Annotated in this window: 20 protein-coding genes, 1 tRNA gene and 1 pseudogene; 3 read left to right on the plus strand and 19 right to left on the minus strand. The window is 37.4% G+C overall.

The window, feature by feature from the left end:
- Positions 1 to 24 precede the first annotated feature (24 nt).
- The 7 genes from ODZ84_RS09585 to ODZ84_RS09615 form a co-directional block, all read right to left on the minus strand.
- The gene (locus ODZ84_RS09585) at positions 25 to 1,953 is read right to left on the minus strand and encodes an ABC-F family ATP-binding cassette domain-containing protein (protein ID WP_266176795.1); all 1,929 of its coding nucleotides are present in this window, start codon (positions 1,951 to 1,953) and stop codon (positions 25 to 27) included.
- Between the two features lie 321 nt (positions 1,954 to 2,274).
- On the minus strand, positions 2,275 to 3,600 hold the full coding sequence (locus ODZ84_RS09590) for a T6SS phospholipase effector Tle1-like catalytic domain-containing protein (RefSeq protein WP_266176796.1): 1,326 nt from the start codon (positions 3,598 to 3,600) through the stop codon (positions 2,275 to 2,277).
- Positions 3,601 to 3,753: 153 nt separating this feature from the next.
- Positions 3,754 to 4,431 (minus strand): response regulator transcription factor, encoded by a 678-nt coding sequence (locus ODZ84_RS09595; protein ID WP_266176797.1) that lies wholly within the window; start codon positions 4,429 to 4,431, stop codon positions 3,754 to 3,756.
- Entirely contained in the window at positions 4,415 to 5,137 is a 723-nt protein-coding gene (locus ODZ84_RS09600; RefSeq protein WP_266176798.1) for a sensor histidine kinase, read from the minus strand. Before ODZ84_RS09600 ends, ODZ84_RS09595 begins: the two co-directional genes overlap by 17 nt.
- Before the next feature lie 41 nt (positions 5,138 to 5,178).
- Positions 5,179 to 5,718 (minus strand): hypothetical protein, encoded by a 540-nt coding sequence (locus ODZ84_RS09605; protein ID WP_266176799.1) that lies wholly within the window; start codon positions 5,716 to 5,718, stop codon positions 5,179 to 5,181.
- Between the two features lie 89 nt (positions 5,719 to 5,807).
- Entirely contained in the window at positions 5,808 to 6,548 is a 741-nt protein-coding gene (locus tag ODZ84_RS09610; protein ID WP_266176800.1) for a hypothetical protein, read from the minus strand.
- Between the two features lie 80 nt (positions 6,549 to 6,628).
- Entirely contained in the window at positions 6,629 to 7,249 is a 621-nt protein-coding gene (locus ODZ84_RS09615; RefSeq protein WP_266176802.1) for a DUF5715 family protein, read from the minus strand.
- 217 nt (positions 7,250 to 7,466) lie between these two features.
- On the opposite strand from ODZ84_RS09615, the gene aqpZ reads away from it, so the two are divergent.
- On the plus strand, positions 7,467 to 8,201 hold the full coding sequence (aqpZ, locus tag ODZ84_RS09620; protein WP_266177345.1) for an aquaporin Z: 735 nt from the start codon (positions 7,467 to 7,469) through the stop codon (positions 8,199 to 8,201).
- Positions 8,202 to 8,260: 59 nt separating this feature from the next.
- Here aqpZ and ODZ84_RS09625 read toward each other — a convergent pair whose 3' ends face one another.
- From ODZ84_RS09625 to ODZ84_RS09645, 5 genes are all read right to left on the minus strand, one after another.
- Positions 8,261 to 8,809 carry a hypothetical protein gene (locus ODZ84_RS09625; protein ID WP_266176803.1) on the minus strand — a complete coding sequence of 183 codons (549 nt, stop codon included), beginning with the start codon at positions 8,807 to 8,809 and terminating at the stop codon, positions 8,261 to 8,263.
- Between the two features lie 26 nt (positions 8,810 to 8,835).
- Positions 8,836 to 9,822, minus strand: coding sequence for a LuxE/PaaK family acyltransferase (locus tag ODZ84_RS09630; RefSeq protein WP_266176804.1), 987 nt, complete (start codon positions 9,820 to 9,822; stop codon positions 8,836 to 8,838).
- A 164-nt stretch (positions 9,823 to 9,986) separates the two neighbouring features.
- Complete coding sequence (locus tag ODZ84_RS09635; RefSeq protein WP_266176805.1) at positions 9,987 to 10,799, minus strand: UDP-2,3-diacylglucosamine diphosphatase; 813 nt, start codon at positions 10,797 to 10,799, stop codon at positions 9,987 to 9,989.
- Positions 10,800 to 10,823: 24 nt separating this feature from the next.
- Positions 10,824 to 11,270: a 6-pyruvoyl trahydropterin synthase family protein gene (locus ODZ84_RS09640; RefSeq protein ID WP_266176806.1), complete on the minus strand. Its 447-nt coding sequence runs from the start codon at positions 11,268 to 11,270 to the stop codon at positions 10,824 to 10,826.
- 166 nt (positions 11,271 to 11,436) lie between these two features.
- Positions 11,437 to 11,826 (minus strand): acyl-CoA thioesterase, encoded by a 390-nt coding sequence (locus tag ODZ84_RS09645; RefSeq protein ID WP_266176807.1) that lies wholly within the window; start codon positions 11,824 to 11,826, stop codon positions 11,437 to 11,439.
- Between the two features lie 153 nt (positions 11,827 to 11,979).
- Between ODZ84_RS09645 and ODZ84_RS09650 the strand changes: the two genes are divergently transcribed.
- A complete protein-coding gene (locus ODZ84_RS09650) occupies positions 11,980 to 12,633 on the plus strand; it encodes a ComF family protein (protein ID WP_266176808.1) in 654 nt (217 codons plus the stop codon).
- A gap of 139 nt (positions 12,634 to 12,772) precedes the next feature.
- On the opposite strand, the gene upp is transcribed toward ODZ84_RS09650, so the two are convergent.
- On the minus strand, positions 12,773 to 13,426 hold the full coding sequence (gene upp / locus ODZ84_RS09655; protein WP_266176809.1) for a uracil phosphoribosyltransferase: 654 nt from the start codon (positions 13,424 to 13,426) through the stop codon (positions 12,773 to 12,775).
- 73 nt (positions 13,427 to 13,499) lie between these two features.
- A complete protein-coding gene (gene der / locus ODZ84_RS09660; protein WP_266176810.1) occupies positions 13,500 to 14,810 on the minus strand; it encodes a ribosome biogenesis GTPase Der in 1,311 nt (436 codons plus the stop codon).
- Between the two features lie 249 nt (positions 14,811 to 15,059).
- Here der and ODZ84_RS09665 point away from each other — a divergent pair.
- Positions 15,060 to 15,130, plus strand: a tRNA-Gln gene (locus ODZ84_RS09665).
- Positions 15,131 to 15,133: 3 nt separating this feature from the next.
- Here the strand turns inward: ODZ84_RS09665 and ODZ84_RS09670 are convergent.
- The 5 genes and pseudogenes from ODZ84_RS09670 to ODZ84_RS09690 form a co-directional block, all read right to left on the minus strand.
- Positions 15,134 to 16,225 (minus strand): recombinase family protein, encoded by a 1,092-nt coding sequence (locus ODZ84_RS09670; protein WP_323136934.1) that lies wholly within the window; start codon positions 16,223 to 16,225, stop codon positions 15,134 to 15,136.
- Between the two features lie 33 nt (positions 16,226 to 16,258).
- Positions 16,259 to 16,570, minus strand: a pseudogene (locus ODZ84_RS09675) (recombinase family protein); the annotation flags it as partial.
- 119 nt (positions 16,571 to 16,689) lie between these two features.
- Positions 16,690 to 18,047, minus strand: a protein-coding gene (locus tag ODZ84_RS09680) for an IS3 family transposase (protein ID WP_408612347.1) whose coding sequence is annotated in 2 segments (ribosomal slippage) — positions 16,690 to 17,709 and positions 17,712 to 18,047 — 1,356 coding nt in all. Because the reading frame shifts where the segments join, the coding sequence is not laid out codon by codon here.
- Positions 18,048 to 18,266: 219 nt separating this feature from the next.
- On the minus strand, positions 18,267 to 18,434 hold the full coding sequence (locus ODZ84_RS09685) for a hypothetical protein (protein WP_266176811.1): 168 nt from the start codon (positions 18,432 to 18,434) through the stop codon (positions 18,267 to 18,269).
- Positions 18,435 to 18,923: 489 nt separating this feature from the next.
- A complete protein-coding gene (locus ODZ84_RS09690) occupies positions 18,924 to 19,187 on the minus strand; it encodes a helix-turn-helix domain-containing protein (RefSeq protein WP_129534934.1) in 264 nt (87 codons plus the stop codon).
- Between the last annotated feature and the right edge of the window lie 6 nt (positions 19,188 to 19,193).

Consider the following 19,193-nt stretch of genomic DNA (forward strand, 5'->3'; position numbering starts at 1 on the left):
AGCCTGAGATGAAGCGATTATGCATTAATTCAGCTGAGATCCCAGATGCTCCCACTCCTGTAAGGCAAGATCCAGGTCTTCTTTGATTTTATTATATTTTTCAAGGGTCTCATCGGAAGGGTTTTCCTTCGCAAAAGAGGCTTCCATTTCTTCAACTTTCAGTTCAAGCTCAGAGATTTTTTCTTCCACTTTTTTTAATTTGTTCTGAAGATTTTTCTGTTCCTTGCTTACAATGGCTGATGGCTGGTTACTAACTGTTGGCTTTACCTCAGCTTTTTTGGGTTCGGCCTTAGGTTCATCACTGTGAAGTTTTGCTTTTTCTGCTGAGATTTCCCTGATGCTTTCTTTCTGTCTGAACTCCAGATATTCATTGATATCCCCTAAGAATTCTTTCATTTTACCATCCCGGAATTCATAAATTTTATCACACAGTCCCTGTAAGAATTCCCTGTCGTGCGAAATGACGATCAGTGTGCCTTCAAATTTCTGCAATGCCAGCTTGATAATCTCCTTAGACTGAATATCCAGGTGATTGGTAGGCTCATCCATAATCAGTGTGTTGAAAGGACGCAAAAGAAGTTTACACAGAGCCAGACGGTTTCTTTCGCCTCCTGAAAGCACTTTCGTCTTTTTATTGACGGCTTCTCCCTGAAAAAGGAAAGATCCTAACAGGTCCCGTACTCTGGGTCTGGTTTCTTCCGTTGCTGCATCTTCAGCTTCCTCCTGTACGGTTTTATTCGGAGTAAGAACTTCTTCCTGATTCTGTGCAAAATAACCGATATTCACGTTGTGTCCTAAGTTCCAGTTTCCGGAATAGTCCTTGATATCTCCGGCAAGAATTTTGGCCAGCGTGGTTTTTCCCTGCCCGTTCTGTCCTAAGAGGGCAATCCTGTCTCCTCTCTGGACAATAAAATCCACATCATCGAAGATCTGCTTTTCGCCGTATGCTTTACCGAGGTTTTCAGCTTCGAAAATAACTTTTCCGGGAACCTGAGACTGTACAAAACGGATATTGAATTTTGAAACGTCTTCATTATCCACTTCAATACGCTCAATTTTATCTAATTTTTTAATCAGTGACTGGGCAAAAGAAGCTTTGGTAGCACTCGCACGGAATTTATTGATGTTATCTTCCATCTGTTTGATCTCCGCATCCTGATTTTTCTTAGCCTGAATCAGTTTTTCACGGCGATCTTCCCTCATCACCAGATATTTTGAATAATTGGCTTTATAATCGTCCACTTTTCTGTTATTCACATCAAAAGTACGGTTACAGACTGCCGTCATAAACTGTTTGTCGTGACTTACCAACAGGATGGCTCCCGGGTAATCTTTCAGGAAGTTTTCGAGCCATATGATGGATTCCATATCCAGGTGATTGGTAGGCTCATCGAGAAGCATCAGGTCATTTTTCTGGAGAAGCAGTTTTGCGAGTTCGATTCTCATTCTCCAACCTCCGGAAAATTCGTCCGTTATTTTTTGGAAATCATCTGCTTTAAAACCTAAACCGAACAACACTTTTTCGATATCCCCTTCCAGGTTATACGCATCATGGTGCATCAAAAGGTCGTTCAGATCTGTCATTCTGTTGATCAGATCCGTGTAAGAATCACTTTCATAATCGGTTCTTACCGTCATCTGATGATTTATTTCTTCCAGTTCTTCTTTCCAGGCATTGATCTGCTCAAAAGCCTGCATGGTTTCATCCCAAACGGTTCTTCCTTTTACGAAATCAAGATCCTGCTTCAGAAAACCTATGGTGATGTTTCCCTCAGGAACTACATTTCCTTCATAGAAAGTAATTTCTCCGGAAAGCATTTTCAGTAAAGTGGATTTTCCCGCTCCATTTTTACCAACCAAACCAATTTTATCATCCTTTTTAATCGTGAAATTTACGTTTTGGAACAAATAGTTCCCCGAATGATGTAGTCCTAAACCTTGAACAGAAAGCATGTGTGAATAATTAAGAATTAATACTGAATATTTTTCGGGTGCAAAAATACGGAAAAAGAAATGAATTGCCGAATGTGATATAAAAGCATGATAAATTGTTCATTTAGCAGTGCTCAGATAATCTTAACTGCAGAAGAGGATTTTTATACCATTCCTTTTTCAGCAGATCAATATGTATTTTAAGTCAATAGTTTTTTACCGTTGCAAATGCTCCTGCACCTACCAATAGTGATCTTCTGTAACAGCTAAGGAATTCATAAAAAAGAGAGCTGCCCAAAATACATGGACAGCTCTGCACCTAAATTTAAAACTGAAAAAGTACTAATATTTATTATATATATTCTCTTTAATCAATATAGAACGACTCCAGGTATCGTTATTCGGAATATTGCTTCCGTAAGCATAATCCACAATAGTGCCATCCTCCAGCTGTTGTAATTCTGGGTATGGCGCTCCTGTCCTGTCCAGATTTGCATTACCCGGTACATTCAGACCGTTGTTGATGGCTTCAGTATGAAGGTGAACTTCTGCCTGTTTATATAAAACGTGGGGATATAAACCGAAATTCGCAGAAATATGCGTGTACTCTGCAAAGTCACGGTAGTTATAAACAGGTTTCAGGTCGGGTGAAAGATCTTTGATATATCTTTCCAGTTTATTTGAAAAATCAAACAAAAACGCATGCCGGGAGCCATTGATTTCAAAGTTGGATTCGTCGAATTCTGTACTGAATACGGTCTGCACTGCATTGGTTTCAGTGAGCATCAGTTTTCCGTACACCTTTGCAAGGTCATTATAAACTTTATCTCTTTTTATATAAGCCTGGGAAAAGAATGTTCCTTCATCTATCGAGTATCCTTCAAGAAGGAATTCCCAGATTCTGTTTCCTTCCGAATCTTCATCTGAAGTCCGTATGGTTTCTACATAATCGACAAGCTCTTTATTGTTGGTATAATTTGCTGAAATATATACCGACTGTGAACTTTCCAGATATCCTCCTCCGATATCAGCATGCGCTCCGGGAACAAAAATTTCTTTCCATACGGAAGCTCCTGTCTTCAAAATCGTATCTTCTCTTTGTTTTGATTCATCAAAAATACCGGTCAGGGGAAAAAAATACCGGCATTCGTTTGTGGCACAGATATGAAAAACATGCTCAATATCAGGCAGGACACTGACATTATACTCGTTAAAAGGATCAGATTCTACCGTGTCAAAAATACCCAGAAATTTAATTTTTATATTTTCCGTCAGAATGAGTTCGTTGCACAGATTTCTCGCCAGCATACTTCCCCTGCTGAATCCATAGATATAAAAATGATATTCTTTCGTCTGATCGCGTGTTTTCTCATTTATGAAAAGGAGCGCTTCAGTAAGTTTATCGTCGGAAGAGTAGCCGGTATATCCATAAGGATTTTTACAGGTTACCATGGCAAAATCACTGTCTTCCTGCCCGGAAACCGTACCTATTCCTTCTATATATATTTTTCCGCTGCCACTGAACAATCTGAAAAGTTTGTAGATATTCGTTATATCACTCTGGTAGCTTTGATTATTTTTTTCAGGCATCCGGGAAGAAGTTGCATTTATTCCGTTATTTCCTGTCCCATCGAAAAATATTCCGATTGATATCATTTCTTTTTCCATGCCGATCCTATGTATTTATTTTTAACAGTTTACAATATTCATTGTTTAGATGTTAAAAACCGTGTCATTTAAAGACTTTTCAAAGAAACAAGGAAAACGCTCAGGATACTAGAGTAAAAACTACTAAATAAAATATTCCGTATTTCTACGGAATCAGATTCTTTCTACGGGATGAATATTATTGATGATGGCATAGATCACAATGCCCACTGTATTTTTTGCGCCTATTTTTTCAACAATCCTCTGCCGGTGGCTTTCCACCGTTCTTGGGCTGATGAAGAGTTTTTCAGCAATCTCATTATTGGTACACTCCTGGCAGATAAGCTTTACAACGTCTTTTTCACGGTCTGAGAGCTCATCATCCATTTCAAACAGGGTTTTCTTTTTAGATGAACTGTTCATGTAGGAAAACAGCATCTGATGATCTTCGGCAGTGAAAAACACCCCGTTTTTATACACCATGGTAATGGCGTCGATAAACGTTTTCCGGTTGGAATTTTTAGGAAGAAATGCGGACACTCCCAATTTCACCATATATCCTAAAATGGTGGTTTTATAATGGGAAGAAAGAATGATTATTTTGAGCTCAGGGTATTTATCCTTTAAAATTTCCACGAGTTCAAAACCGTTCATTGGCTGCATCTGAACATCCACCAGAGCAATATCCGGAAAATTATCTTTGGAAATATGCTCCAGGTTTTTCAGAAAATCCGGGCCGTTGTTAGCCGTAAGCCCCACCGAAATATTCTGTTCGGAGGACAATAACATTTTTACGCCTTCGAGGATCAGCTCTTCATCATCAATTAAGGCTACTTTAATTTGGGATTTCATTGTTGTACGGGATTTTAATGATTAAACGGCTTCCTTTTTCCGGGATATTTTTCCATTTGTGAACAGCATTCATAGATTTGATTCTGGATTCAATATTTTTTATACCCATTCCCTTTTTTACAGCTTCATAATCAAAACTTTCGCCGTTATCGGAAATCACCACCCCCAGGCTGGTCCGGTCATCTCTGATGTAGATCCGGATTCTTGTTGCTTTTGAATGCTTCAGAACATTGGTGGTAAATTCCTGTATGATCCGGTATAGCTGAACTTCAATAAAAATGTCTTTTTTCTGAAATTTCGGACTTACCGTAAGGGTAATATTGACTCTGGTCGCCAGATTGGCGATGAGTTCTTCAATATACAAGACCAAACCCACTGATTCAAGATTTACAGGATATAGTGAATGGGAAATACTTCTTGCAGAGTCAATAAGCGAGGACATCTGCCCCGAAATATTTTTTTTAATCAGCTCATCCCCTTTGGTATCCAGATTGTTGAGCCATAGGGAAAGGATATTCAAACGGTTCCCGATATCATCATGAATCATTACTGCAATTCTTTTCCTTTCTTCTTCCTGGGCTTTAATATTTTCTAAAACAAGACTTTTCTGGTGCTGCACTTCGGCTTCGTGCTGGGTATTTTTTTCCTTGATAATCCGCTGGATAAAACTTCTGTATGCCAGCAAAATAAAAGATACAATAATCACCAGAACGACAATTAAAGTAATGAAAAAGCTGATATTGAGGGTTATTTCTTTAATTTTAAAAAGGTATAAATGATTGATATATAAAGGAAGCAGCAAAGAATATTATTGATATTCCAGATGAGAAACATCTCTCCCTTCGAAAAATTCTCCATCTGACGCAGAAGGAAAAATACGAATACAGAAACTGCATAATATAAAAATATAAGGCTGTCTGCAAGGATAAATCTGTTGCTGATCGTATTATTTTTAATCTCTGTCAGAAGCGCATATCCGGCAAAGCAGATCACTACAATATTGGAGATCACTTTCTTGAGATCATTGGTTTCAATTTTACTGTCTATAAAAAAATATCCCACTAAGAGTACTACCGGAATATACAAATAAGACGACAGATTTGATTTTTTTATAAACAGTCCTGCCAGGAGCAACAACTCCCCTGAAACATAATAGGGAAACAAAAAATTGACATCGTCATGCTTAAAAACATAAAGAGAGACTTTAACAACAGTTTCTATCAAAAAAAGAAAAATGATATAATAAACATACCATTTTTCTGTATTTTTAAAAAATTTGTACTTCAAAATTCCTATTAAAGCACAAATGACAAGTAAACTGTTATTAAGATAAAGTATTACTTTATAGGTATCCACAATTAAGTTCAGTTAAAAATTTATACTCTGCAAATCGGGGGACAAGGCTGTGACCAGTCATAGGTATTGGAAGAAATCGGTATGCTTCCGTTACCATTCTCCAATTGGTCATCATAAAAAGCAATAAAAATAACGGTAACAAGCATTTTCTGATACACGTCAGAAAATTTCAAGCCGAATGAACAAACAAAATGATTCAGTACTTTTCCGGCCTCATAAGGATCTAAATTACGGGAAGGTACATAAAACTGCTGAAAAATACCGCTACCCCCGAATTCGGAACATTCTCTGTAGAACCAGGTCTGGCCTTCATCTCTCCAGCGTTCAATAGCATCAAGCGCTTTATCCTGTTCCATTACCGGCTTATTGGAAACCGGAAAATACATATCCGAATCGCTGTCTACTTTTCTCAGATCCGAGGAAAGAACAGCATTGTTAATAACCGTATATTGTCTTTTTTCAACAAGCGCAAGCTCCCCTTTTAAATGAGCTAACGGGCTATAGGGATAATCTCCTGAAAGAATTTCTTTCCCATTTTCGTCAAGTGCTACTAAAATTAAAACGATCTCATCACTGTAAACGCCAATTTTAGCACAGAATTCTTTGTAATTGTTTACTTTTTTGATCTGATCGATCTGGGATGCTGAAATCTGAAAAATCTGCGTGGTTGAAATTAATTTTTGAATAACAGAATAATTTCCGCGGCAATTTGTCCATTCTTCGATTGCCTGGTCATACTGTTTTTGATTTAAATTTGTCATATTTTCACGGTCTGTTTTGTGGTATAAAATTAGATAAAGTAAACTGATTACACAAGTATTCACTGATAATTGAAATCTTTTTAATAATTCCTTACCGTAATGTGATAACAGCTTTGCTGCTTTTCCTTAATGTAATAAATCATTCCGGAATTCGCATAATATTTTAAAACCTTTTCTAAAGCCGCTTCCATCTTGGGATTGTACTTCACAACATCATTAAACCGGATATAGGAAATGTCGAAAGAATTTCCGTAATTATGGGAGCTTATCCCCAGGGATGCATTGGTATTAACTTTTCTTAATCTGCACTGATCTTCCAGTGTACGGGTAACCGACGAAACCGTAAAGGTATGGCCTTTCGTTTCCTTGCTAAACCGGGCTCCTATTTTTTCGAGGGTCGCTTTGGCTTTTGATACCATCCAGGGCCTGCTGTAGTCAAGCTTCTGTACACGGTATCCTTTCCCGGATTTTTTTATTTTATGGAACTTTCCGTTGCTGACATATTTCGAAACTGTTTTTGAATTGTGTAAAATTTTTATTCCGAAGCTTCTGGAAGCATCCAGATGCGGCTTATATAAAGAAGTAGGCTCTACCTTTAAAACTGCTGAAAGATCATAACAGGGTATTGTTTTTTTTGTTGCCTGAGAATAATAAGAGCCATGAATAAAAGATGCTGCAATTAGAAACAAAAACTTTTTCATTAAAACACTTTAAATTATTTAAATAAAAATAAAGATTTATTTTATGCAATTCAGCTGCCATGAAGAATATAATTCTACTATTTAAATAAATGAGTTAAAAATAATATTACGAAATTAATAAATATAAGCCTATAAAATTGAAATATACATTAAATATATTGTTTTTATTTGAAATTAAATATTAAATTTGAGCTAATTTTTAAACAAAACAATTATGATGAAAAAACTTTTTGCCGAGTTCTTCGGTACATTCTGGCTTGTCTTCGGAGGTTGCGGCAGCGCCATCTTCGCCTCACAAATTGCCCCTTCATCCGGAGGACAGCTGGGGATCCTTCTTGTAGGTGTTGCTTTGGCATTCGGTCTTACCGTTTTAACGATGGCTTATGCCGTAGGGCACATTTCAGGAGGGCATTTCAACCCTGCTGTTTCATTCGGATTACTTGCCGGAGGAAGATTTACCGCTAAAGACCTTATTCCTTACATTGCTGCTCAATGTTTAGGTGCTGTCGCATCTGCAGGAGCACTATATATGATTCTGAGCGGTTCCGGTACACCGGATTTTTCAGCCCCGGGTGCTTTTGCCTCCAATTTTTACGGTGATGCCGTGTATTTTGGAAAAAGTTATTCGATGCAAGCTGCATTTTTGGCTGAATTTTTACTGACTGCTTTTTTCCTGATCATTATTATGGGAGCCACAGATAGATTCGCAGAGGGAAAATTTGCAGGAATTGCCATCGGACTGGCCTTAACATTAATTCATTTAATTTCAATCCCGATTACCAATACTTCCGTAAATCCTGCCAGATCCCTTTCTCAGGCAGTTTTTGCAGGTGAACATGCCATGTCACAACTTTGGCTGTTTTGGGCAGCACCGATTTTAGGCGCCGTATTCGGAGGATTAACTTACAGACTGTTATTGCAAACCCATACTGCAGTACCAGCCGGAGAATAAAAAAACATAAACTACATCATGCAATACCCCTGAAAAGCACAGGTCTTTTTAGGGGTATTTTATTTTTTCTTCTTTATTTCAAAAGGATTTTTAAAGATCAGTTCTTCATGCCTTCCTTTTATTTCCATTTTTCTCTGTAATAAATTCAATGCCATTTTTCTGAGAAAAAGATCTTTATCATTCAGCTTCCAGTAAGAGTCTTCATGCACTCTTCCGGGTTTTCGGACAGAATAAAATTCGGTTTCCCAGGAATCGACATTATGATAAAATTCGATAATTCCGCAATGTTCGGGAATTAAAGAGTGATCTACCATTCCCATGGGCAGCAAGAAACTGAAAGCATTGCAGATATAATCTCCACAGGAGATCTTGTCATGTTTCAGAAACTTTTCACCCGTTTTCGTATTGATATAAGATTTTTTGAAATCATTTTTAAAATCGCTTTTTGAAAGCTTGATTTCAATTTCATGACTGAAACCTTCCGAATCAATGATCAGAATATCGGCCTCCCAATCAGCCTGAAAGTGATTGGACAGAATGATTTCTTTTTCGAAATCACAATGATAGTGGATGAATGCATGAACTAATTCTTCAATTTTCAACTTCATAACCTTAAATTTTGAATGTAACGATGTTAAGAAACCAGCAGACTGCAGCCTCTGATATCCGAGTGGTCTATTCTTCCTAAAACCTGAAATTTATCCCCAACTATCTTTCCCAAATCCTGAGTGGCAATAAATGAACACGAATGAATGTTTGCAAGGTCTATGATATTGATAGCACCCGTCCTGCCTTCTGTTTCATAATTAAACGGATCTTCTGCATTTCTGATCAGAATTTTCATCCACCCCGGGCATTGATATTCGTTGTTTCCTAAAGAATATGCCTGAGAGAGAAGTTCTGTCATCGAATATTCCGAATAAATTTTATCGGTCTTAAAACCTTCCTGCAAAGTTTTCAACAGTTCATCTTTGGTCATTTCTTCTTTTCGCCCCTTCATTCCGCCGGTTTCAATGACTATCAAATGATCCGAAAATTTCAGAACATCATCCTTTCTTTCAGCATCACAAAAGTCTAAAAAATCGAGCAGGGCAAAAGAAACCCCGAAGAGGATAATCTTTTTATCGCCCAAAGTGTTTAATAACTCTAATAAATCCGAGTGATTGTAAAGAAAATATCCGTTCTCGGGCCTGGAAGATTTTTTCATTAAATAATCTACCATATAGATTAAGGAAGAATTCTGTTTTTCCAGATAGCTCGGGAGCAGGCCCAGAAAAATAAAATCTTCGGGCTTACCGATAAAACAGTCAAAACTTTTATAAATACTCTCCTGATAGATTTTTTCGTCGGCTATAAAATGTTTCGACAAATTCATCTGTGTGGTTCCGGAACTTTGAAAAAACAGGTCTGTCGTCACATTTTTATCCAAAACCTGATGATTTTTAAACATCTCAATGGGCAAAAAAGGAATTTTGCTTACTTCGTGGATATCAGCAGGATTAATTTTTAAAAAATCTACAAATTTCCTGTACACCTCAATATTTTCGTATTGAAAACGAAATGTTTCCAGGCAGGCTTCTATAAATTCCTGTTCCGTACGTATGTTAAATATACTTTTCAATGGTCTCTAAAATTATTTTCATGCTGTTTTTATTGTCTCAAAATGAGCATGATATTATTCAACAACAGTCTTTTAATACTTTTTTAATATGGGATTAAAAATTTTGGTCGAATTCTTGCTGTTATAATTGCGGAATATGGATTAAAAACAGAATGAGGTCAAACTCATTCGAAAGTTACCTCTTTTAAGGGGTAACTTTTTTTTGTGGTTTCGTCAAACGTTTTTAATTCAAAATCTTTTTCAAAAACACCATAGGTAAAATACGAAATCCAGTCTCCCAGATTAATATATTTAGCCTTGTTATCCAGATCTAAAACCATCGGAAGATGCCTGTGTCCATAGATGAAATAATCGATCTTCTGTGTCTTCAGCTTTTCCCTGGAATAAATGATCAGAAATTCTTTATCTTCTCCTAAAAATTCTTTATCCTCATCACCGGAAATCATTTTGTTTTTCTGTGACATATAGAGGGCGATTTTCATGGCAATATCAGGATGAAGCCATTTGAAAAACCATTGAGCAACAGGATTGGTAAAGACTTTTTTCATTCTCTTATATCCTTTGTCTCCGGGTCCCAGACCATCACCGTGAGCCAGTAAAAACTGTTTCCCGCCCATTTCAAAATATTGTTTTTTATAAAAAACCGTACATCCGATCTCCTCTTCAAGATAATCTTTCATCCACAGATCATGATTTCCAACGAAAAAATAAATATGGATTCCGCGGTCTTTGAGTTCGGCAATTTTCCCTAAAACCCGGACATATCCTTTGGGAATCACATGCTTCCATTCATGCCAGAAATCAAACAGATCACCCATTAAAAACAAAACCTGAGCATCATGCTTGATATCATCCATCCAACGGATAAACTTTTCCTCACGCACTTTACTCTGTTTGGGGTCGGGGGCGCCAAAATGCTGATCGGAAGCAAAGTATACTTTTTTGCCAGGTTCTAAATTGAGGGTCGTCTTTAACACCGTTGTGAGTTTTTATTATGTATATTACTGATTATCTTCTGCCAACCACTCTCCGTAAGAGTTTTCCGTTTCGTGAAGTTTAAGATAAGCCAAAGAAATTCCTTCGGGAAGTTTTGACTTTATCTTAGCTGCAATGGCGTACAGCATATTCTCACAGGTAGGCTGAAAAGTACAGTAAATCACTTTATGCCCCTGATCTTCCAGGCTTTCGCCCAGCTGTTTATGGGGAGACAGTCCGTTAATTAAAACTGCATGATCCCATACATCCACAATCTCAGATTTTACGATACTTTTGATATCTCCAAAATCGACCACCATCCCATTCTTGGGATTTTCCAAATCATTGACAGGTTTTCCTTTCACTGTTACGAACAGCTTATAAGAATGTCCATGCATATTTTTACATTTTCCATCATAATTATACAGCACATGTGCCGTTTCGAATGTAAAAATTTTTGTAATACGTATCATATGGCAAAGATAAGGAATTGGTTTGAGTTTCAGTTTTGTCAGGTAACGGTAAAATCAGATTACCCATTCTTTCAGAATAATTTAATATAATTTAACGTTGCGCTAAGGCAATTCATACTGATGTGCAGGAAAGCTCCGGAAGACCGGAAATTGCGTTATCCACATATTACAGATCCAGCTTATCGAGCCAGTCACTTCCCAATCTCTTCACTCTTTTCGTTTCTTTATCTATAAACACCCACAGCGTCAGAGAATCCACAACCAACTGCCCATTGCAGTAAAACTCCACTTTTCTTGGCTGCCGGATTCCTTCCGGAGATTGCGGATAGGTTTTTATTTTGATTACATCACCCAGATACACCTGTTTTTTATACTGGATATGATGATCCAGAAGCATCCAGATATCATCAGGAAAATCGGTTTTGTGCTTCACAAAATCCCAGTGCTCACCTGCAATTTCTTCTACCCAGTGAACATACTGAACATTGTTCACATGATTATTTGCGTCTATATGCTGTTCTGTAACCTGTATTTCTTTTTCAAAAACAAGACTCATTTTCTTCAAATATATATACTCAAAATTAAAACTTAAAAATCAAAACCCATTCAAAACAGAGAACTTTTTAAACTGTTGAGACGTATATTATCTTCTGATGACATGTTTTATCTTAACTCCAAATTTTCTATCTTCGTATCATACAGCACACAAATGATCCTAGATATTTTATTTCCGAACCGCTGCCTCGGGTGTAACCGAATTATCGACAGCCAATTCATGGTCTGCAATCTCTGTCTTCAGCATATCCATTTTACACACGACCATTACCCGGGTGAAAATTTTATAAAAGAGAAATGTAAATTACGGTTTCCCGTTGAAAATGCTTTCGCACTGATGCAGTTTTCGAAAGAAAATCTGAGTCAGAAAATCATCCATGAACTGAAATATAAAAGGAGGGAAAAAATTGGAAGAATTCTGGCCGACTGGACTACGGAACGACTGGACTTTGAGGATAAAAAACCGGATCTGCTGGTAAGTGTTCCGCTACACCCGAAAAAATTAAATAAGCGGGGATATAATCAATTGCATCTGTTTACTGAGACCTTATCCCGGTTTTATGACATTCCTTTTGACCATGAGTTACTTAAAAGAAATCATTACGCGCAGGCGCAGGCTTTAAAAGATAAGCAACACCGTCTTGAAACAGGCAACCTGTTTTCTATGACAAGGCCTATTTCCGGACATCATATTTTGCTGATTGATGATGTTTTTACCACAGGAAACACGCTGGCTTCCATCGCGTGGGAAATTTTGAAATCGGGCAGCAATACGGTAAGTGTTCTGGTGATGGCGGTTGATGAATAACCTTGTTAAGCATTATATTGAGTGGACTGACCCTTGAATGCAAAAATAGCCCTACTTATGACGCCGACATCGGACGGGTTAAAGCAAGGCCGTTAATATGGTTGAATCCCGGAAAGATTTTGATCTTTGTATGAATTAATTATCTCTGAAGCTTTTCTCCGTAGCTTAAATCTCCTGCATCGCCTAATCCCGGGGTGATATACCCTTTTGAGGTCAACTGCTCATCAATGACTCCTACCCAGATTTTTGCATCCGGATAGGCCTTTTCTATGGTTTCAACCCCTTGTTTTGAGGCTATGGCAGCAACGATGTGAAGTTGCGTAGGCTTTCCGTTGGTTAATAAATCTTTGATGGCTTCAATGAGGGAAGCCCCTGTTGCCAACATCGGATCTGCGACGATCAACGGTCTTCCGTCGATATTCGGACATGTCAGATAATCCTGCTTGATCGAAAAGTAATCATTGGCATCATGTTTTCGGTAGGCGGCCACAAAACCACAGTCTGCCCTGTCCAAATAATTTAAAATTCCCTGAAACAAAGGCACTCCGGCTCTGAGAATGGTTGTAATTACCGGCTGAACGGCAATTTCCTTTGCTGTAATCTTATCTAAAGGCGTCTGGATTTCAATTTCTTTCTGCTCCAGTCCTTTACTGATTTCAAAAGCCGCAATTTCCCCGATTCTTTCCATATTTCTACGAAACCTCATCCGGTCATGCTGGATTTCAACATTTCTCAGTTCGTTGATCCAGGTATTAATCAGTGAAAACTGTTCTGATAAAACGATCGTATTCATTCTTTTGCTACGCTTTTTTTTCCATTAATAAAGAATAAAATCCCTCTTAGAAAAATCTAAAAGGGATGGTCAGTTATTTCTGTCTGAAGTACACTTCGATCGGAACTCCGGTAAATCCGAATTCTTTTCTCAGTTGGTTTTCAGTAAATCTTTTGTACGGTTCTTTTACATATTGCGGTAAGTTACAGAAAAATACAAACTGCGGAGACGGCGTCGGAAGCTGTACACAGTATTTGATTTTGATGAATTTACCTTTATTGGCCGGTGGTGGGGTCTGCTCAAAAATCGGAAGCATCACTTCATTTAATTTTGAAGTTTTAATTTTCTTCTTACGGTCTTCGTATACCGTCATGGCCATATCCACGGCTTTCAGAATTCTCTGCTTGGTCAATGCTGAAACAAAAAGAATAGGAATATCACTGAACTGACCGATCTTATCCCGGATGGATTTTTCAAAATCCCTGATGGTATTGGTTTGTTTATCTTCAATAAGGTCCCATTTGTTTACCACGATCACGATGCCTTTTCTGTTTTTCTGTGCCAGACCGAAAATGTTCATGTCCTGGGATTCCCAGCCAAGAGTAGCATCTACCATAATAATCACGACATCAGAATACTCGATCGAACGGATAGACCGCATTACAGAATAGAATTCCAAATCTTCATTGACTTTAGATTTTCTTCTCATTCCCGCCGTGTCTACCAGCACAAACTCATGACCGAATTTATTATAAAGCGTCTGAATGCTGTCTCTGGTTGTTCCGGCAACATCTGTAACGATATTTCTGTCCGCATCCAGCAAAGCATTGGTTAAGGTAGATTTTCCTACATTCGGGCGACCGGCAATGGTAATTTTAGGAAGTCCTTCAAACGGATCTTTATACTCTGTCGTCGGGAAATCTTTTACAATATCATCCAAAATCTCACCTGTTCCGGAACCGGTAGCTGAGGACAGTGTGTAATATTTTTCAATTCCCAACTGGTAAAATTCTGTAGCAGCCAGTTCTTCTTTAGCAGAATCCACTTTATTAATGACAATATAGACCGGTTTTTTTGATCTCCTTAACATCTCGTGGATCTCATAATCGGTATCGGTAAGCCCTTCTTCTACATTTAACATAAAAATAATAGAAGTAGCCTCATCGATGGCCAGCTGAACCTGTTTTGAAATTTCTTCCTGGAAAACGTCATCATTATTAACTTCGTACCCTCCGGTATCGATCACCGTGAAGTCTACCCCATTCCAGTCAGATTTTCCGTAGTGACGGTCTCTGGTAACACCGGCAGTAGAATCTACGATAGCTTCTCTTCTTTCCAGTAAACGATTAAAAAGTGTGGATTTTCCTACGTTGGGACGTCCAACGATGGCGACAATATTCGACATAAAAATGTTTAATAATCCTTTGCCTAGGCTCAGGACAGGTTATTAATGGGTTTCTCCAACTTTTGGAGCCCAATTTTTTGCAAAGATAAGGTTTTTATTTTATTTTGCTCCCGCTACAGGGTTTAAAGTGAATTTGTTCTAAAAATAATTCTTTGAATATCAACAAATAAAGCCGCCATCAATGATTTTTTGTGAAATATTTTTCTGTTTTTAAAATAAATTATATAAATTTGCCGCACCAAAAAATAAAGACCTATAGTGTAACGGTAGCACTCCGGTTTTTGGTACCGTCAGTCGGGGTTCGAATCCCTGTGGGTCTACATTCAAGGAGAAATGATCATTTTGATCGTTTCTCTTTTTTTTACACCATCTAACTCATTATTAATCTGAAAGATATGGTGTACTATTGAGTTCATCCGGGCGGTTCGATAATGTTTTCCGTCAAATTCCAATTTTTCAGGAAATATCGAACCAATTATTGCACGCTTTATCTCAATTTCCCCTTCTTGATAGTGTTTTCCGATATTTTGAAGTGTCTCTAAGGCTTGTTCGAGCAGTTTATCTATATTGCTAATTTGAGGAACTGAACTTTTATTTAGTTCTTCTTCCAACTTTAAAATCCGGTCTTTGCATTCTCTTTTAATCTCGAGATATTCATCATCATCAATTATCTCACTAAGAAACTTGTTTCGAGCAAAAGAAAGTTTGTTATTTAAAGTATCAATTTCGTCAGATATTTTCTTTTTCTCTTTTAATGGATCGCTGATGAAGTTCTGATAATTTTCAGTTAAAAGCTTTTTAAGATATTTTTTAACTGGTGCATTCATTTCTAATGTCATTAATCCATCTTCAAAAACTTTATTGACGATTTCTGCTCTTTCTCTGAATCCGCAAATAGAATTACAATGATAATAATAGTATCTATTATTTCGACCTCTCGAAGCACTAGCAGTAATTGTCTTACCACAGTTAGGGCACGTTAGAAACCCTCGAAGAGGAAAGTTTTCCTGAACAGTGATTTTTGTGTTTGGTCTTTGAGGTCGCTTCTTACCATCTAATATTTCTTGTACCTTGTCAAACAGTTCCTCACTGATCAAAGCTTCATGTTGACCTTTTACAAAACAGGCTTCCTCATCTTTATGCTTTGGAACAAACACTTTACCGCAGTAAATTGGATTACGAATTGCTATATGAAAAGATGTCCTGCTCACACTTTTTCTCAAAGACTCATTTATTTTAGTTCTTATAGAATTGCTTGCATAAATTCCTTTTGACAACTCAGTAAATGCCCACTTCATTTTTGTTGCTTCCGGTTCTTTGATCGCAATGTACTTTTTTCCATTCTCTGTAACCTTATTTGCATATCCAAATGGAGCTTTGCCCATAACACGACCTTCTTTAACAGCTCTTCTCATCCCATAAAAAACATTGAGTGCTCTTCTGTCATTTTCAACCTCAGGCGCAGCCAGATATATCGCCAACATCATTTTGTTTTCCGGGATGGAAAGATCAAGCGGTTGTTCAACGGCTTGTAATTCTACACCCAATTTTGAGAGCGTGCTTATCATCTGATAGGCATCGCCTGCGTTTCTACTAAAACGATCCCATTTCGTAAACAAAATCACATTGGTTTTAGAACTTCTCTTCTTAAGTTCATTCAAAAGCTTCTTCCATTCAGGACGGTTAAAAGATTTTGCAGAATGGTCTTCATAAATAACTTTACCAACAGTAAAATTATTCTGTGAACAGAAACGTCTTAAACGTTCTTCCTGGTCTCTTTGGGAATATCCTTTATCCGCTTGCTCATCTGTCGATACGCGTGTACGTCTTCAAACCAACTTAGACATTTTAGTTTAAATCCTTAAGGAGGATTTTCGATTTATAAACTTACTAATTTTTGTTGGTTATATATTTGTCTTCTTTTTCGGATGGATTCCGCTTTTGTTTGCTTTCTTTTTTCCAAAATCTGTTCTGATCTTCCGAAGTACACATCTGCTGGAGTGAGGTTATTTATCGACTCGTGATAGCGCTTGTTATTGTAGTTTTCTACAAACTTCTCCAGTGCCTGGATGAGTTCCTCGGGATGATAAAAATGATTTAGTTTCACTACATTTTTCATCGTTCTGTGATAACGTTCAATCTTGCCCTGGGTCTGCGGATGCATTGGTTTTCCGTGAACCTGTTTCATCCTTAAATCGTCTTTCAGATAGCTTTTCAACTCATTGGAGACGTAGCAGGAACCGTTGTCCGAGAGCAGTTTCGGTTTGGCTTTGGTCTTTAATTTTGCTTTTTTAATGGCTGTGTCCACCGTTCGTTTCACATCTTCGGCTTTCATTGAGTCGCATAGCTCCCAGTGAATGATGTAGCGGCTGTAATCGTCCAAGATCGTGCTCAGATAGTACCATCCCCAGCCTATGATCTTGAAATAAGTAAAATCTGTCTGCCACATTTGATGCACAAATTCCGTTTTGTCTTTGAACTCATTTGCTGCCGAAAGAAGAAAATGATTCGGTGCCGGGATTAAGTCTCTTTGCTTCAAAATCCGGTAAACACTAGATTCTGAAATAAAAACACTTTGCTCATCGGTAATTTTGTAGGCCAGTTCCCTTGCAGATAATTCGGTGTGTTCCAAAGCGATCTCTACTACCAGATCTTTCTGTCTTTCAGGAATGCTGTTCCATTGCCTATGGTTTGTTCTTTTCGTAGTTTCCAAGCCATCATAGCCGTTTTCCAAGTAGCTTTGATACCATTTGTAAAAGCTGCTTCTAGCAATTCCAAAACTTTCCAAGGTTCGTTTCACGCCGAGTTCACTTGTGGTTACCGTTTGAATGATCTCGTATTTCTCAGCTGCCGATAATCTCATATATTTCCTGTATTTATCGATTAATCCAGCCTGTCTAAACTTTTTTTTACAATGTCATAGCGAACGACCAGATCAGCTACGATCTCTTTCAAACGTGCATTTTCCTTCTTCAGATCTGATACTTCATCACTCGTAGCCTCGCGAGCGACATCTCCATTTAAGCGCTTCTTTCCTGCTTCCATAAACTCCTTGTTCCAGGCATAAAACTGCGACTGTGCAATATTATGGTTCCTGCAAAGTTCGGCTACGGAAGTCTCCGCTCGAAGACCTTCCATCACGATTAAAATCTTTTGCTCTGCAGTGAATATTCTGCGGGTGTTCTGCCGAATATCTTTTACGAATTTCTCGGTCGGTTTCTTTTTCGGTGTTGCCATAATTAAAATTACTCTTTTTATGAAAACACTCCTTAAATTTTTAATGTCTAATGTCCACTTTTTGCTGACGATTTACAATCCGCTTGCTCATCTGTCGATACGCGTATATATAGATCTGCTGTTTTCATAATTTTAAAATTTGATTCTGTTGAGTAATATTCAAGTTTGATAGAATAGTAGAATGTCAGATTTCAGCAGAATATATTGGATTAACCAGTATCATTTCTGATCAGAAACGAAGTACTTTTTGATGATCATTAAGGTAAGATTATATAGAAATTCCATTACCTGTTCAGCTTCCTCTTTTGTTAATTCCATACCTTCTGACCGGAAATATGCAATTACTTCCTCTATTGGTATTTTTTTTATTTCTTTTGCCTGAGACATAAATGCAGAATTTCCCTAAATATAATTTAGAGAAATTCCTACATTAGATAATTGATATGTATTGGCATCAATAGTCTTTATTAGTCTCCCTTTATTTCCTTTTTCTCTTCGGAGCAGGCTTCAATTCACCTGAAAAATCAAACATATTAACTTGACTTCCTTCGAATGGATTGTAAGAAGGCTGGTAGTCGAAATAACCTAAAGAATGTAGTTCTTTTATACATTTATGATAAGTAGCTCTTGAGTGTATTTTACTAATTCGCATAACCTCATCCCTAGAGATATGAATCGGATTCTTAAAGCGATTGAAGTTCCAGAATTGAAATAAAGCCATATACAGGCTGATATGCGTGGAATTTAATGAGTTTTCTAGTGTTACTTTCCCAAAGAAGGCTGTTAAATGTTTGATGTAATTCATTTGCTTGATAGTAATTTGCTGATATCCAATTGAAATATCTCGCAGTGAAAAGCTTGAGAAAGATGAAGTAATTATGAAGGCTTATTATTTAATAACTGCTCGATATCTTTGTAATTGTAATATAAAGTTCCTCCAATGCGGGTGTAAGACAAAGTTCCATTAACACGAAGGTTCTGTAATGTTCCAGTGGAAATTTTTAGAAGTTCTTTGACCTCCGTTGATCTTAGCCACAATTTCTTTTCTGAATTTTTGACTTGAAGCAGGTTCTTAATTTCTTCCAGTAATTCTGTCTTGAATATTTGTAAATCTTCTTTTGTAATGATATCTATTTTCATAAGTGT

This window comes from Chryseobacterium fluminis, from assembly GCF_026314945.1.
In the GTDB taxonomy this organism is placed as follows: domain Bacteria; phylum Bacteroidota; class Bacteroidia; order Flavobacteriales; family Weeksellaceae; genus Chryseobacterium; species Chryseobacterium fluminis.